The organism is Rhizobium sp. P2_G9 (assembly GCF_056403475.1).
In genome coordinates, this window is sequence record NZ_JBFUFK010000042.1 from 74,577 (window position 1) to 88,990 (window position 14,414).

The following is a 14,414-nucleotide window of genomic DNA, read 5'->3' on the forward strand; positions in this document are numbered from 1 at the left end:
CCGATGAAAACGATAAGGTGCGGTTTTGGCCCTTCTGGAAGTCAGGGATCTCAACAAGAGTTTTGGCGCGATCGTGGTTGCCGATCACGTCGATCTCAAGATCGATGTCGGCGAATGCACCGGCGTGATCGGCCCCAATGGTGCCGGCAAGAGTTCGCTGTTTTCGCTGATTTCGGGAAGCCTTGAGCCGGACAGCGGCTCGGTTTTCCTCGATGGGCAGGATATTACCCGCCTCCCGGCGCATAAGCGGGTGCATCGGGGTATCGGCCGCGCCTTCCAGATCCCGCAGCCGTTCAACGGGCTCTCGGTTTATGAGAATGTCTATTCGGCCGCCAGTTTCGGCGCGCGGCTTTCGGCCAAACGGGCGCGCGACGTGGCACGCGATGTGCTCGACCGGACCGGCCTCGCCGAGATGGGCAACAAGCAGGCGGGTTCACTGACATTGCTCAACCGCAAGCGCCTGGAACTCGCCAAGGCGCTCGCCGTCGGTGCCAAATTGCTGATGCTGGATGAAATCGGCGCCGGGCTGACCGAGCGCGAAGTCGACAGGCTGGTGCAGACCATAGCCGAACTCAAGAAGGACCACGCGATCATCTGGATCGAGCACATTGCCCATGCGCTCAAATCCGTGGCGGACCGGATCGCGGTCCTTCATTTCGGCCGCAAGCTGCTCGAGGGCGAGCCTGAGGACGTGATGTCGAGCGCAATCGTCAAGGAAATCTATATGGGGCTCGCCGTCGATGGCTCTCATTGAAGTGGAAGACCTCGAAGCGTTCTACGGCGACATGCAGGCCTTGTTCGGCGTGTCGCTGGCTTTGGCCGAAAAGGAATGCCTGGCTTTGGTCGGCGCCAATGGCGCGGGAAAATCGACCATCCTGCGCTGCCTGACGGGGCTCAACCGCAATATCAGCGGCCGGATTCGCTATGAGGGGACCGATATTGCCGGCAATCCCGCCGAGCGCATTGCCCGGGCCGGCATCGCCATGGTGCCGGAAGGGCGCATGCTGTTCGCCTCGCTGACCGTCGAGGAAAACCTGACCATGGGTGCGCTCACCAGGCGTTCCGGCGCCTGGACGCTTGCCCGCGTCTATGAACTCTTTCCGATCCTCGCGGAGCGGCGCGCGCAGATGGCGGTGACGCTGTCGGGCGGCCAGCAGCAGATGGTCGCCATCGGCCGGGCGCTGTTGTCCAATCCGCGCGTGATGCTGTGCGACGAGATTTCGCTCGGCCTGGCGCCGGTCGTGGTCGGGCAGATCTACGAATCCTTCAAGACCATCCGCGCCGAAGGCATGTCGCTGATCGTGGTGGAACAGGACATCAACCGCGCCCTTGCCGTCAGCGATCGGCTTCTGTGCCTGCTCAAAGGCCAGGTCACGCTCCAGCAACAGTCGGGCTCGGTGGATATCGAGCGGCTGACCTCCGCCTATTTCGGGGACTGACGGCATGATCTATCTCGAAACGCTCATCAACGGCATCCTGCTTGGCGGCCTCTACGGTATCCTCGGCCTCGGCCTGGCGCTCGTCTTCGGCGTGATGCGGGTGATCAATGTCGCTCATGGCGAATTCATCGTCGGCGCAGCCCTGCTCGCTTCTTCGATTCTCTCCGCCTTTCCCGGCCTCAATGCGCTTTTGGCGATCATTCCGGTGGCGATCATCGCCTTCGTCGTCGGCTATCTGTTCCAGCTTCTGTTGCTCAACAAGGTGGTCAAGAGCGGCGACATGCTGGCGCCGATGCTGGTGACGTTCGGCGTATCGATCATCATCCGCAACCTGATGCTGGCGGAGTTTGGCTCAAATCCGATGGCGATCAATGCCGGTCCGATCGCCCAGGCTTCCTTCGCCATCGGCAGCGTGCATATCGGTCTCCTGCCGCTGATCACGCTTGCCATCTCGGTCGCCCTGTTTGGCCTCCTGCAATACCTGATCAAACACACGACTTTCGGCAAGACCATCCGGGCGACGGCGGATAATCCCGATATCGTGCGGCTGATGGGGGTCAACCCGACCCGTGTCTATGCACTCGTTATGGGCATCGCCTTCGTGATGGCTGCCGTAGCCGGTGTGCTGCTTGCCCTGCGCACCTCGTTTTCCGCGACGTCGGGCGTCGACCGCATCCTGATCGCCTTCGAAGTCGTGGTGCTCGGCGGGCTCGGCTCGTTCTGGGGCGCGCTGATTGCCGGCGTGCTTCTGGGTGTCGTGCAATTGATGAGCTTCCAGTTCGATGCGAATTCGGGTCTGCTCTATGCCCATCTGCTGTTCTTCTTCTTCCTCATTCTGCGCCCGAACGGGCTTTTCGGAGCTAAAGCATGAATGCGCTGACCTTGCGCGCCATTCCGTTCGCGCTCTTCCTCGTCTTCATGGCTCTCGGTCCGATGCTGATGAGCGATGGTAATCTGCATCTCATGACCGAGATGTTCGTGGTCATCATCATTGCCTCGATGTGGAACCTGCTGGCCGGCTATGCCGGGCTGATGTCGCTGGGCCACCAGATGTATTTCGGCGCCGGCGGTTATGTGCTCTACCTCTTCGCCAATGCCACCGGCCTGCATCCCTATCTGGGGCTGATTGCCGCCTTCCTGTTCGGCGGTGCGGCGGCGGCCTTGATTGCACCGATGTTGTTCCGGCTGCGTGACGCTTATTTCGCCATTGCCAGCTGGGTGCTGGCGGAAATGGTGTCGATCGCCGTGCAGAAGACGGACGCGCTCGGCGGCATCACCGGTGTTTCGCTCACCGATATGTCGGTGATCGATTTTGCTCTGTTCGAGTCGCAGATGTTCGTGATCGGAGCGATCATGGTGCTGGCGGCGGTGCTGGGCAGCCTGTGGCTGCTGCGCTCCAAACCGGGTCTCGCCTTCATGTGCCTGCGCGACAATGAGCGCGCTGCCGCTGCGATCGGCATCGACGTCTGGCCCAACCGGCTGCTTGCCTATGTGCTGTCCGCCGCCGGCTGTGCGGCGGCAGGGGGGCTCAGCCTGCTCAGCGGCCTCGTCGTCCAGCCCGGCAATGCGCTGTCGCCGGAATGGACCGTGATCATGACCTTTGTCGTGGTTGTCGGCGGGATCGGTACATTGGAAGGCCCGATTCTCGGGACATTCATCTATTTCGGCCTGCGGCAATTGCTGACCGTCGTCCTGCCGCTCAGCGGCACCTGGTATCTGGTGGCGATGGGCGTGGTGGCGGTGGCGACCATGCTTTATGCGCCGCGCGGGCTCTGGCCGATCCTGCGTGACCGGCTCGGCATGGACTGGCTGTCGGTGCGGCGTGTCATGTGATTTGCAGGGGGCCTTGGGCACACCGCGAGGAAGAAACAAATGACGAAGTCTCTTGAAGGGCGCGTCGCGATCGTGACCGGTGGTGCGGGCGGCATCGGCTCGGCGACCTGCCGGGTCATGGCCGAGCGTGGCGCGCGCGTGGTCGTCGCCGACATCGACCGGCAACGGGCAGAAGCCGTGGCGGCGGCGCTGCCGGATGCGTTGGCGGTCAAAGTCGATTTGGCCAGCGAGGATGAAATCGCAGCGCTCTTCACCGCGACCGTGGAACGCTATGGCCGGCTTGACATACTCGACAACAATGCCGCGCTGCTTGGCCCCGACATTATCCGGCAGGACCATGACATCGCCTCGATGTCCACCAAGCTCTGGGATCGCACGTTTGCGGTCAATGTGCGCGGTACCATGCTCTGCTGCCGGCATGCTCTCAAGATCATGGAAGGCCAGCGGTCGGGGTCGATCATCAACACTGCTTCCAACTTGGCGCTGCAGGGCAATGTCATCCAGGCGGCCTACAGCGCCTCGAAGGCGGCGATCCTGCAGATGACGCGCTCGATCGCGACCTCGCATGGCAAGCGCGGCATCCGCTGCAACTCGGTCCTGCCCGGCTTGACCGGCTCCAGGGCGGCGCTCGAAGACCTGCCGCCGCGGCTCAGGCAAATCGTCGAGGAAGAGACGCTGACGCCCTATCTCGGCGATCCCATGGACATCGCCCATGCAGTCGCCTTCCTCGCTTCCGACGAGGCGCGTTACATTACCGGGCAGATGATCGTCGTCGACGGCGGCACGTCGATCCACATACCGGGCTTCGCGCGGCTTGGCGAAATGATCGCCGGCAATTGACCCGGCCGATGGGAAACGGCAAATGCAGAGAGCACGCTTCGACGACTATATCCGCCGCTTCAATGCGGAAGATCCGACCGCGTTTGAAGAATATCTCGCAGCCGATATGAAAATGCTGAACGGCGCGCTGGAATGCAGCGGCATCAAGGGCATGCGGCATCACTACGAAAAGCTGATCTGGCCGCATTTCTCCGAAAGGCTGAGTGTGCAGGGTTTCGTCAGCGACGAGAGCTCACTGGCAGTGAAGATGTGGACGCGGTTCACCGCGCGGGCGGATGCCGATACCCTGTTCGGGCCGGTAAAGCAGGGCGAGCTCTTCGATTATCGCGGCGTGATTTTCTATGAGATCCGGGAGGGTCGGTTCTTGAGCATTACCGTGGCCTATAACAGCTTCACCAACACGAAAGTGGACGGTGCCGTGATCGACATGGGCATGCCGCATTAGGTCTTGTCCGGAACGGACTTCAAGGAACAGCACGGGCATCGATCTTACCCAGAAGACGATATCACTTTTCGACCGCGCTTCCTCAGAGAGGGCGGTCATGCCGCCTTGCTGAACGTCCGTCCCGTCTCTCCGATATAGGCGTCGAAGGTGGAGGCGACGGCGCGGACGAGGAACCGTTGTTTGGCGTCAAGCCTGACCACGCCATTCTCGATCTCCACGATCCCGTCAGCGACCATGGCGCTGAGGCGTGCATTGCTTTCCAGAAGGAATTCGGGCGGAAAACCATGCACCAGGGAGATCGTGGAGACGTCGGCCGCGAAGTCGCACATCAGGCGCTCGATGACATCGGCGCGCAATCTGTCTTCCGCCGTCAGCCGATAGCCTTTGGCTGTCGCCAACGAGCCCGATGAAATCTGGCTTGAATAGAGGCCAGGCGGCACCTGGTTCTGGACATAACCGCCATTGATGCGGCCGATGGCCGACGCGCCGAACCCCAGGAGATTGTCGCATTGATCCGTGGTGTAGCCCTGGAAATTCCGGCGCAGTTTGCCGCTATCGGCGGCCAGCGTCAGGTCATCGCCGGGAAGCGCGAAATGGTCCAGGCCAATTTGACGATAACCGGCTGAAACCAGCGCTTCGGCGATGGCTTCGGCCTGTTCGTTCCGGGCCGCAGCACCCGGCAGTGCCTCCTCGTCGATCAGCCGCTGATGTTTCTTGAACGATGGGATATGGGCATATCCGAAGACGGAAAAGCGGTCGGGCCGCATCGCCAGCGATGCAAGCACGGTTTCGATGCAGCTCTCGACCGTCTGGTGCGGCAGACCGTAGATGAGATCGAAGTTGATGCGATCGATGCCATTGTGCCGGAGGCGATCGACAGCCCGCTCCGTCGTCTCCTCCGGCTGAATCCGGTTGATCGCCTTCTGAACGACCGGGTCGAAGCTTTGAACGCCCAGACTGGCACGCGTCACCCCGGACATTCCCAAAGCGTCGGCCATGTCGCCCGCGAGCGTCCTTGGGTCGATTTCCACCGACACATTCGCGCTCTGCTTGACGTTGAACGGAGCCCGAAGCCGCTGCATGAGCGAGATAAATTCCTCCGGCTTGATGATGGTCGGCGTCCCGCCGCCGAAATGCACTTCATGGACATCGAGCGGCGAAGTTGTTGCGCGCGCGACGAGCTCGATCTCGCTGTTGAGGACATTCAGATAGTCAAGGATGGGCCGGTCGCGTTCGGTGATGATCGTATGGCATCCGCAATACCAGCACATCGACCGACAGAAGGGGATGTGCAGGTAGAGCGACGTGGTTTGCCGGCCGATCGAACCGATCCATTCGCGGTAGTCCGACGCGCCCACATCCGCGGAGAATTTCGGGGCGGTGGGATAGCTCGTATAGCGCGGCAGGCGCGCGTCGCCATAGGTGGCGACCAGTCTCTCGGACATCATGATCTCCTTTGCTTCCAGCGTGGAAAATAGTGGGCTTTCGAATGCACACTTTGCTCTGGGACAATCCGGCGGCGAAAATTCCGGACTATCTTTGTCCCCCGACAAAGTAGGGGCGGGGGATCGCAGCTAGATTCGGGAGGCTAGGCGAACCCGCCGCACAAATTGAACGCTTAGGAGCCAACATGCTGAATTCCCGAGACATCCCTGAGATTGACGTCCGACAGATTCCGCCGAGCCAGCGTCATCCGACCATTTTCGGTGCATTGGCGGCGCTCGCGCCCGGCGGTGCGATGCATGTGACGAGCGATCACGATCCGTGGCCGCTTCGTCAACAAATCGAGGCGAGGTACGCCGGCGAATTCGGCTGGCGCGAACTCGAGCGGGGACCGGACATCTGGCGGGTGCAGATCAGCCGTGCCGAGAGCACCGGCTGCGACTGCTGCTGCGGGCACTGACGGAGGCGGCGATGCCGGGAGCGTCGATCTCGCGCTGGACGATGGCCTATTTCGCAGCGTCTCTCGTCTGCCTTGCGACCGCGCTCCTGCTGCTGGGCTCTGGCTTCGGCACTCCGTTGGCCGCGCCTGACGCACCGGACACGCTTGTCGTCGTTCATCTGGTGACGGTGGGATGGCTCGGCCTTCTGTTCAGCGGGGCGCTGCTTCAATTCGTTCCGGTTCTGGCCGCTACCTGGTTGCGGATGGCGGGCCTGGCACTGCCGGCGCTGCTCGCCATCTCCTGTGGGCTCATTTTGCTCGAGATCGGCTTTCTCAGCCTCGGAGGGCATCTCGACATCGGTGTCTTGGTCATGCCAGTCGGTGCACTGTTGCTTATGCTCGGCTTCGGCTGCGTGATCCTGATGGCGGCGGCAACGATCGTCTCGGAGGAGGCGTTCGATGTTTCAGGCATTCTCGTCCTCTTTGGGCTGGTCGCCCTGGCTGTGACGATCATCTTGGGCATAGTCTTCTCGGGCCTGATTTCGGGCATAATGGACATGCCGTCGTGGGCCGAACGGCTGTCCATCATGGTGCCCTACCACGCGGCTTCCGGGCTGCTCGGCTGGATGACGCTCACCGCCATCGGCGTGAGCTACCGCCTGTTTGCGATGTTCATGCTCTCCCCGGAGGGCAAAGGGTCCGGAAAGGTCCTTGTGCGGCTGGCAGTCTGTGCCTTGATCGCGCTCTATTCAGCGCTGGCACTGGCAATCGTCGACCTGAATGTGTTGAACGCTGCCTCAGTATCGGCACTCGGTCTGAGCATCGTCGTGGCGATGCTCTATTGCCGCGATGCCTGGCAGATGATCAAGGCGCGGCGGCGCAAGGTGCTCGAGCTCAATTCCATCGCCGGCCTCGTGTCTCTGGTCTTCCTGCCATCGGGCCTGCTTCTGCTCTCCTCTCGCTTGATCTTCGGTGGAAACCCGCGACTGGCCTTGGCCGCTTTCTATGTCCTCGGCCTCGGATGGCTTTCGGGCCTCGGACTGGCGCAGCTCTACAAGATCATTCCTTTCCTGACCTGGCTCGAAACGTATGGGGCGATCATGGGAAAGCACCGGGTTCCCAGGGTACAGGATCTTGTCGATGAGCGCACAGCGAAGGTCTGGTTCGTGGTCTTCTATTCTGCCGTCGGCATCGGCGCCGGCGCAATTCTCCTGAGCGCGGAGGCGACCTTCCGGGTGGCGAGTTGGGCGCAATGCGCGGCCGTCGTGGCCCTTGCGCTCGAATATATCCGCGCCCGGCGTCTCGCCTATGCGCCTGATCCATTGAGGCTGCCACCTGGCGCGGTGCGGCCGCATCTCATCCACGCGCCATCCAATTCCAGGGAGTGAATCATGCAGCCCAAATTCAGGGAACTCGACGTACGAACGATCCTCGCCAATGGCGGCGAACCTTTCCAGGCGATCATGGCGGCGGTCGAAAGCCTTTCGCCCGGCCAGGGCCTGACGCTGCTCGCGCCGTTCCGGCCGCAGCCCTTGTTTTCGGTCATGGAGCGCAAGGGTTTTGTCCACGAAGTATCGGCACTGGACGGCGGCGACTTCGAGGTGAAGTTCAGCCCGCGGGCGAGCGCAGTGCTGGCCTCGGAAAATGTCGAGGACGATGACAATTGGCCGGAGCCTGCGCGCTCGTTCGATTTCTCCGATCTCGATCCGCCGCAGCCCATGGTCCGCATCCTTTCCGAACTGGAGTCAATGGCTCCCGGCGAGGTGTTGTTTGCGGTTTTGGGCAGGGAGCCGCTCTTTCTGTTCGCCGAACTGACGAAGCGCGGCCACAAATGGGCCGGAAACTACGACCAGACGCGAACCCTGTTCCGGATCATGATCCGGCGGGGCGCGTCCGAGTGATGGGCGCCGCTCTGGACTTATCGAGCAAGGAGGCGGAAATCCGCTTCGCACTCCGTGGCGTTATCGATCCCGAGATCGGATTGAGCGTCGTCGATGTGGGCTTGATCTACGACATCCGCATCGAGGACGGGACGGCCGTCATCACCATGACGACCACCACCCGCGGCTGTCCCGCCACGCAGTTTCTGGTCGACGCGGTTCGCGAACGGGCGATGGACACTGCGGTGGCAGGCCAAGTCGCGGTAAGACTGACCTACGATCCGCCGTGGTCGCCGGATATGATGCAAGCGTGAATTGGGTAGAGGCCGGCATCAAGAAATGTTCGATGCCGGTCATCGGATGTCTGTAGGCGAAAGGCAGTTGCCAACTGCTATCGGGCAATTGGCGCGCGGCTCCGTGCAGCGAGCATGGGACCGTATTCGGCCAGGAAGATCGCGAATGCTCCGATCCACAGAGTTCCCGCCACGGCATAGATCATGCCGAGACGGTCCGGCAGTATCGAACTCATCGGGCGGACAAGCGCGCAGGCGAAAAGCGCCCCATAGGCGACTGAGGTCCATCCGGACGCCGTCAGCTCCCGTCCGGTATGGCCGCGCGTCGCACGCGTCATCACGGCAAGCATCATGGAGGCGACGGTTCCTACCGTCAGCACGTGCAGTGCGGCCGTGTAGTCGATTTGCCCCGCCGACGCCGCCGCGATTGCGAGGAATCCTGCCGACACGAATGCGTAGGCGAGATGCAGAACTAGGACCAGCGGTTCACGGGCCGTGGTCCAGCCGCGCCATCTCCAGAGACGCGCCGCATGTGCCGCTGCGGTAACAAGAGCCGCTGCCGCTGTGTAAGCGGAAAAGGGCAGGGCGATCCAAAGTGCGAGTGCGGCGGCAGCGACGAGGATCGTTGCGAGATCGAACTTGTTGTAAGGAATGGGAAAATCCGTCCTGCCCGATTTGTTGAGCCAGTTCCGGGTAAAGCTCGGCAGCATCCTTCCGCCGACAATCACGATCATCATCGTCAAGGCGGCGAGCGCCAGCCTCTCGGAATGGTCGGCACCTCCACCATAGATGGTCTCGTAATGGAAGCAGATATTGGCCAAAGCCAGCGCGCCAAGTCCGCCAATCACCTTGAGGTCGGCCCACTTTCGGCCTGCGATGATCTCCTTGACGCAGACCACGAGCATTGTCGGCAGGAAAGCACTGTCGATCGCGACAGAGGCGATAGTGCCCAATATGTCCGGAAACAGCAGCGCCGCTCGCCCCGCTACCCACAGCAGGAACAATAGCATGAGCGGTGGGCCGGACACGGGAAGCCGGCCCGTCCAGTTGGGCACCGCCGTCAGCAGGAAGCCGGCGACGACGGCTGATCCGAAGCCGAAAAGCATCTCGTGGGCGTGCCATGCGCGCGCGCCATAATCGCCGCCGACATCGACGATACCTTCGATCGCCATGATCCAGAGCACCATCGCCAAGCATGCCCACACCGCGCCTCCCAGAAAAAACGGGCGGAAGCCGTAGGAGAAGAGCACCGGGCCGGTGAGCGAAAGCCCGCGGGGAATGCCGCCGGTGCGGCGGCGTGGTTCTGTGACATCTGCCATAGCATGCTCCTTTTCGATGGAGCGGAGCCTAGGGCTAAGCCGACCGGCGCTCTTTGCGTAAAGGCAAGTCCGACGGAATTCGGAAATGTGGCGCGGGCTTGTCCTGGGACAAAGAGAAAAACGTCGCTGGGCGTACTGTCACTCTCGAAAGGACGGAATACCGCCGTCCGCACCAGGAGAAGAATGATGAGCAGTGAATTGCAGATGACAAGACGCTCGATTCTCGCTGGAGCCGCCTTCGCCGGAGCCGTGGCTCCCCTGATCGCGGCTTCGGTCGCCGGCGCCAATGAAGAGGTGGTGGAGGTGAAGGCAGCGCCTGTCGACATCTCGACTTTGGAGCGTGTCAAGGTCGAGTTGGTGAAGCCGCCCTTCGTCCACGCACACAGCCAGAAGGCCGAAGGCGGCCCGAAGATCGTCGAGTTTACATTGACCATCGAGGAAAAGAAGATCGTGCTGGATGAAGCGGGCACGGAATTCAACGCGCTGACATTCAACGGATCGGTCCCCGGCCYGCTGCTCGTCGTGCACCAGGATGACTATGTCGAGCTGACGCTGATCAACCCGGAAACCAACCAGTTGCAGCACAATATCGATTTCCACGCCGCGACGGGCGGCATGGGCGGTGGTGCGCTGACCGTCGTCAACCCCGGCGACAAGGCGGTGCTCAGATTCAAGGCGACGAGAGCCGGCGTCTTCGTCTATCATTGCGCCCCTCCCGGAATGGTGCCGTTTCACGTCACCTCGGGCATGAACGGTGCGATCATGGTCCTGCCCCGCAATGGCCTGAAGGACGGCAAGGGCAACGAGCTCCGCTATGACCGGGTCTACTATGTCGGCGAGCAGGACTTCTATGTTCCCACCGACGAGAAGGGCAATTACAAGAAATACGACAGTGCCGGTGAAGCCTACGAGGATGTTGTGAAAACCATGCGCGGCCTCATACCATCGCATGTCGTGTTCAACGGCGCGGTCGGGGCCTTGACCGGTGAAAACGCCCTCAAGGCGAAAGTCGGCGAGAAGGTGCTGATCGTCCATTCGCAGGCGAACCGCGACACCCGCCCGCATCTGATCGGCGGCCACGGCGATTATGTCTGGGCGACCGGCAAGTTCAACAACGCGCCGGACGTCGACCAGGAGACTTGGTTCATTCCGGGCGGCACAGCGGGTGCGGCCTTCTACACCTTCCGCCAGCCGGGCATCTATGCCTATGTGAACCACAATCTCATCGAAGCCTTCGAAAAGGGCGCTGCCGCCCATTTCAAGGTCGAAGGCGACTGGGACAACGATCTGATGATGGCGGTCTATTCGCCCAACAACGGATGACGCTCCCCTCCGCGCGGCGCCTTGCCGCGCGGATCCCCCTTCCACGATCCCGCGTCAGCGAGGATTATCATGGCCACCGTCAGAAATACCCGCAGCGTGTCGCTGTTCTCGATCGTCCTGCCCGCAGTCGTCGCCGCGGCATTCGCGGCGGGGATCGCCGGTCAACTCGGCTATTTCCAGCCGCGGATGATCTCGGAGGCCGGTGCGCCGGAGACGGTGACCATACCCGGCGGACCGTTCGAGTACCGGGACTATGGAGAGTTCTACAAGAACGGCTTTGCGGTCGACGCGCCGATGGTCAGAGCAAGGACCTCGGCTTCGTTGACCATCATGAAATACCAGGTCAGCGAGGGCGAATATGCGCGTTGCGTCGATGCCGGAAAATGCAAGGCGGTGGAAGCCGCACATGTCCATGGAGCCGGTTTCCCGGTCACGGGCATCGATTTCGATGATGCGCAGGCCTATGCACGCTGGCTGAGTTCCGCGACGGGAGAAGTCTGGAGATTGCCCTCGCAAGACCAGATGGCGTTTGCGGCGCGGTCGAAATTTCCCGACGACGGCCTCGGGGTCGATCCCAATAACCGCAATCCTGCTCTCCGCTGGCTCGCCGATTACGATCGCGAGACACGCCGCAAGGCTGTCCGCGACCGTGCCCCAAAGGAGCGCGGGCATTTCGGCGAAAACGAGTTCGGCCTGGCCGATTTTGCCGGCAATGTCTGGGAATGGACAACGACATGCCAGCGGCGCGTCGACCTCGCAAATACCAGGAGGACGACCGCCTCGACCTGCGGCATCTACGTCACGGTCGGGCAGCACCGGTCGCCGATGAGTTCCTTTGTCCGCGACCCGAAGACGGGCGGTTGTTCGGTGGGCGCTCCTCCGGCCAATCTCGGCTTCAGGCTGGTGAAAGACGAGCGTTGGTATGCCGGACTGCTGCGCAGGCTGCGTGAGCGCGGGATAATCTCCTGATGCCTTGTCCCACGTCAAATCGCCAATCTGCGTGATTGCTATTCTGTCGATGTTGGCGATCAGGAGGCATCATTGAAAATAGACAAGAGCGTCGTGAAGTCCTTCTCGATGTTCGAGCGCATGCCCGACAGCGACATCGAGGCATTGCTGGCGCAGGCGGTTTCGAAACGCATCGGTCCCGGCGAAGCCTTCTTTGAACAGGGCGCTCCGGCCACGCATTTTTTCCTCTTGATCAACGGACGCCTGAAAGTGACGCAGGTCACCGCCGATGGGCAGCAGATTATCGTGCGGGTCGTCCATCCCGGTGATCTCTTCGGTTTCGCCAGAGCGTTGAGACGGTCGGACTATCCGGGAACCGCGATCGGCGTCATCGAGAGCCTGGCAATATGCTGGCCCACCGACCTGTGGTCGCAATTCATCGACCGCAGCCCCTATGTTGCGGTCAGCGCCTTGACGACGATCGGCCAGCGGCTGGAGGAAGCGCATACCCGCATCCGGGAAATGTCTACCGAAGAAGTCGAACGTCGCGTCGCCCATACCGTCATCCGGCTCAGCAAGCAGGCGGGTCGTGCCGAGAACGGCGGCGTGCGGATCGACTTTCCGATTTCCCGACAGGATATCGCTGAGATGACGGGAACGACGCTTCATACCGTCTCGCGCATCTTGAGCGCCTGGGAAGCAAACGGCCTGGTCGAGGGCGGACGGCAGAAGCTGCTGGTCAAGGACCTGACAAGGCTGCAGGCCTTGGCCGACAGCGTCGCTTCCTGACCGTCGATCTGCTGCTTGCGGGCAGCTTCCACGGCCTATTCGTGGGCCGACTGGCTTATTTTCCTTGTCATTCAAAAGGAATCGCGTCACTGTCACGATAATTTCAGTCGAATTTCAAAATTATCGTGAATTGGGGCAGTTCCGAAAATGAACGTGAAAATGTCGACTTCCGAGAAAGTGTCGAGTTTCGCCGACACGATCCTCGATCAAGGCAACGATATCTCGTCCAAGCTCGACCTGCTGAGACAGGAAAAATTTCCGCCGAATGCGCAGAAGACGCTCCGCCGGTTCTCATTGGCCGAAGTCGCCGATTTCGTCGGCGTATCGCAAAGCTATCTGAAGAAGCTGCATCTGCAGGGCAAGGGTGTCGAACCCAGCACCACATCGACCGGCCGCCGCTATTACACGGCTGAGCAGATGAACGATCTCAGGGCACTTCTCGACCGCGTCCCCCAGAGGCAAGCCGGCGAGCGGATGCAAGTCATCGCCGTCGTGAACTTCAAAGGCGGTTCGGGAAAGACCACGACGGCCGCTCATCTGGCGCAGTATATGGCGCTAAGGGGCTACCGCGTCCTGGCCGTCGACCTCGACCCGCAGGCGTCACTCACCGCGCTCTACGGCATCCAGCCGGAACTCGACGAGAAGGCTTCGTTCTACGAGGCGCTTCGCTACGATGACAATCGCAAATCGATCCTCGATATTATCCAGCCGACGAACTTCCCGAACCTCGATGTGGTTCCGGCCAATCTCGAACTGCAGGAATATGAATATGAGACGCCGATCGCCATGCAGCGGAAAGACTCTGCCGCGGGCAAGCTGTTCTACACGCGCATCGGCGAGGCGCTGGGGGAGGTGGATGATCGCTATGATGTCATCGTTATCGATTGCCCGCCGCAGCTTGGCTATCTCACTCTGACCGCTCTGACTGCTGCGACATCCGTCCTGATCACCGTCCATCCCCAGATGCTCGATATCATGTCGATGTCGCAGTTCCTGCTGATGCTCGGCGACATCCTGAAGAGCGTCGAACGTGTCGGCGTGAATGTGTCACTCAACTGGTTCCGCTATCTGGTGACGCGCTACGAGCCGACCGACATTCCGCAGCAGCAGATGGTCGGATTCATGCAGTCGATGTTCGCCCAGCAGATGATGAAAAACCACATGGTGAAATCCACGGCGATCTCGGATGCCGGATTGACCAAGCAGAGCCTGTACGAGGTCGAGAGAGCACAATTTACCGCCTCGACCTATGACCGGGCGCGGGAGTGCATGGATGCGGTCAATGCCGAGGTGATCGGCCTGCTGCACAAAGCCTGGGGACGCCGCAGTGGGTAGAGCGTGCCGCACCTATTTGGAGCCATTCTGCCGGGACGGATTTTCGTCAGGACCAAGGCGATGGCCGAGCGGCGGTACACAGACGTAC

Annotated in this window: 16 protein-coding genes; 14 read left to right on the forward strand and 2 right to left on the reverse strand. The window is 61.3% G+C overall.

The genetic code is table 11. The features are described from left to right. Positions 1 to 25: 25 nt before the first annotated feature. Genes AC1DYF_RS29630 through AC1DYF_RS29655 form a run of 6 tightly spaced genes read left to right on the forward strand, consistent with a single transcriptional unit; the run spans position 26 to position 4,557 of the window. Entirely contained in the window at positions 26 to 754 is a 729-nt protein-coding gene (locus tag AC1DYF_RS29630; RefSeq protein WP_477881093.1) for an ABC transporter ATP-binding protein, read from the forward strand. Then, positions 741 to 1,439, forward strand: a complete 699-nt coding sequence (locus tag AC1DYF_RS29635) for an ABC transporter ATP-binding protein (protein ID WP_477881095.1) — start codon at positions 741 to 743, stop codon at positions 1,437 to 1,439. The genes AC1DYF_RS29630 and AC1DYF_RS29635 overlap by 14 nt, the downstream gene beginning before the upstream one ends. Before the next feature lie 4 nt (positions 1,440 to 1,443). Next, positions 1,444 to 2,310, forward strand: a complete 867-nt coding sequence (locus AC1DYF_RS29640) for a branched-chain amino acid ABC transporter permease (RefSeq protein ID WP_477881097.1) — start codon at positions 1,444 to 1,446, stop codon at positions 2,308 to 2,310. Continuing rightward, a complete protein-coding gene (locus tag AC1DYF_RS29645; protein WP_477881098.1) occupies positions 2,307 to 3,272 on the forward strand; it encodes a branched-chain amino acid ABC transporter permease in 966 nt (321 codons plus the stop codon). Before AC1DYF_RS29640 ends, AC1DYF_RS29645 begins: the two co-directional genes overlap by 4 nt. 39 nt (positions 3,273 to 3,311) lie before the next feature. After that, positions 3,312 to 4,112: an SDR family NAD(P)-dependent oxidoreductase gene (locus AC1DYF_RS29650; RefSeq protein ID WP_477881100.1), complete on the forward strand. Its 801-nt coding sequence runs from the start codon at positions 3,312 to 3,314 to the stop codon at positions 4,110 to 4,112. A 22-nt stretch (positions 4,113 to 4,134) separates the two neighbouring features. Further along, on the forward strand, positions 4,135 to 4,557 hold the full coding sequence (locus tag AC1DYF_RS29655; protein WP_477881102.1) for a nuclear transport factor 2 family protein: 423 nt from the start codon (positions 4,135 to 4,137) through the stop codon (positions 4,555 to 4,557). A 95-nt stretch (positions 4,558 to 4,652) separates the two neighbouring features. Here AC1DYF_RS29655 and hemN read toward each other — a convergent pair whose 3' ends face one another. Beyond that, a complete protein-coding gene (gene hemN, locus AC1DYF_RS29660) occupies positions 4,653 to 6,002 on the reverse strand; it encodes an oxygen-independent coproporphyrinogen III oxidase (RefSeq protein ID WP_477881104.1) in 1,350 nt (449 codons plus the stop codon). A gap of 185 nt (positions 6,003 to 6,187) precedes the next feature. Between hemN and AC1DYF_RS29665 the strand changes: the two genes are divergently transcribed. Genes AC1DYF_RS29665 through AC1DYF_RS29680 form a run of 4 tightly spaced genes read left to right on the forward strand, consistent with a single transcriptional unit; the run spans position 6,188 to position 8,633 of the window. Then, on the forward strand, positions 6,188 to 6,460 hold the full coding sequence (locus AC1DYF_RS29665; RefSeq protein ID WP_477881105.1) for a DUF2249 domain-containing protein: 273 nt from the start codon (positions 6,188 to 6,190) through the stop codon (positions 6,458 to 6,460). A gap of 11 nt (positions 6,461 to 6,471) precedes the next feature. Continuing rightward, on the forward strand, positions 6,472 to 7,827 hold the full coding sequence (locus AC1DYF_RS29670; protein WP_477881106.1) for a hypothetical protein: 1,356 nt from the start codon (positions 6,472 to 6,474) through the stop codon (positions 7,825 to 7,827). A gap of 3 nt (positions 7,828 to 7,830) precedes the next feature. Beyond that, positions 7,831 to 8,340 (forward strand): DUF2249 domain-containing protein, encoded by a 510-nt coding sequence (locus AC1DYF_RS29675; protein ID WP_477881108.1) that lies wholly within the window; start codon positions 7,831 to 7,833, stop codon positions 8,338 to 8,340. Further along, positions 8,340 to 8,633, forward strand: coding sequence for a metal-sulfur cluster assembly factor (locus AC1DYF_RS29680; RefSeq protein WP_477881110.1), 294 nt, complete (start codon positions 8,340 to 8,342; stop codon positions 8,631 to 8,633). Before AC1DYF_RS29675 ends, AC1DYF_RS29680 begins: the two co-directional genes overlap by 1 nt. A 77-nt stretch (positions 8,634 to 8,710) precedes the next feature. Here the strand turns inward: AC1DYF_RS29680 and AC1DYF_RS29685 are convergent, their stop codons facing one another. Continuing rightward, a complete protein-coding gene (locus AC1DYF_RS29685; protein ID WP_477881112.1) occupies positions 8,711 to 9,931 on the reverse strand; it encodes an NnrS family protein in 1,221 nt (406 codons plus the stop codon). A 186-nt stretch (positions 9,932 to 10,117) separates the two neighbouring features. On the opposite strand from AC1DYF_RS29685, the gene nirK reads away from it, so the two are divergent. The 4 genes from nirK (at position 10,118) to repA (ending at position 14,326) form a co-directional block, all read left to right on the forward strand. Further along, positions 10,118 to 11,254 carry a copper-containing nitrite reductase gene (gene nirK, locus AC1DYF_RS29690; RefSeq protein ID WP_477881114.1) on the forward strand — a complete coding sequence of 379 codons (1,137 nt, stop codon included), beginning with the start codon at positions 10,118 to 10,120 and terminating at the stop codon, positions 11,252 to 11,254. 69 nt (positions 11,255 to 11,323) lie between these two features. Further along, positions 11,324 to 12,223, forward strand: a complete 900-nt coding sequence (locus tag AC1DYF_RS29695; protein ID WP_477881115.1) for an SUMF1/EgtB/PvdO family nonheme iron enzyme — start codon at positions 11,324 to 11,326, stop codon at positions 12,221 to 12,223. A 72-nt stretch (positions 12,224 to 12,295) separates the two neighbouring features. Then, a complete protein-coding gene (locus tag AC1DYF_RS29700) occupies positions 12,296 to 12,991 on the forward strand; it encodes a Crp/Fnr family transcriptional regulator (RefSeq protein WP_477881117.1) in 696 nt (231 codons plus the stop codon). 147 nt (positions 12,992 to 13,138) lie between these two features. Continuing rightward, positions 13,139 to 14,326, forward strand: a complete 1,188-nt coding sequence (gene repA, locus AC1DYF_RS29705; RefSeq protein WP_477881119.1) for a plasmid partitioning protein RepA — start codon at positions 13,139 to 13,141, stop codon at positions 14,324 to 14,326. The last annotated feature ends 88 nt before the right edge of the window (positions 14,327 to 14,414 follow it).

Excerpts from the sequence above, each read along its gene's own strand:
- AC1DYF_RS29635 (WP_477881095.1), top strand. The coding sequence starts at position 741 with ATGGCTCTCATTGAAGTGGAAGACCTCGAAGCGTTCTACGGCGACATG.
- AC1DYF_RS29640 (WP_477881097.1), top strand. The coding sequence starts at position 1,444 with ATGATCTATCTCGAAACGCTCATCAACGGCATCCTGCTTGGCGGCCTC.
- AC1DYF_RS29645 (WP_477881098.1), top strand. The coding sequence starts at position 2,307 with ATGAATGCGCTGACCTTGCGCGCCATTCCGTTCGCGCTCTTCCTCGTC.
- AC1DYF_RS29650 (WP_477881100.1), top strand. The coding sequence starts at position 3,312 with ATGACGAAGTCTCTTGAAGGGCGCGTCGCGATCGTGACCGGTGGTGCG.
- AC1DYF_RS29655 (WP_477881102.1), top strand. The coding sequence starts at position 4,135 with ATGCAGAGAGCACGCTTCGACGACTATATCCGCCGCTTCAATGCGGAA.
- hemN (WP_477881104.1), bottom strand. The coding sequence starts at position 6,002 with ATGTCCGAGAGACTGGTCGCCACCTATGGCGACGCGCGCCTGCCGCGC.
- AC1DYF_RS29665 (WP_477881105.1), top strand. The coding sequence starts at position 6,188 with ATGCTGAATTCCCGAGACATCCCTGAGATTGACGTCCGACAGATTCCG.
- AC1DYF_RS29670 (WP_477881106.1), top strand. The coding sequence starts at position 6,472 with ATGCCGGGAGCGTCGATCTCGCGCTGGACGATGGCCTATTTCGCAGCG.
- AC1DYF_RS29675 (WP_477881108.1), top strand. The coding sequence starts at position 7,831 with ATGCAGCCCAAATTCAGGGAACTCGACGTACGAACGATCCTCGCCAAT.
- AC1DYF_RS29680 (WP_477881110.1), top strand. The coding sequence starts at position 8,340 with ATGGGCGCCGCTCTGGACTTATCGAGCAAGGAGGCGGAAATCCGCTTC.
- AC1DYF_RS29685 (WP_477881112.1), bottom strand. The coding sequence starts at position 9,931 with ATGGCAGATGTCACAGAACCACGCCGCCGCACCGGCGGCATTCCCCGC.
- AC1DYF_RS29695 (WP_477881115.1), top strand. The coding sequence starts at position 11,324 with ATGGCCACCGTCAGAAATACCCGCAGCGTGTCGCTGTTCTCGATCGTC.
- repA (WP_477881119.1), top strand. The coding sequence starts at position 13,139 with ATGAACGTGAAAATGTCGACTTCCGAGAAAGTGTCGAGTTTCGCCGAC.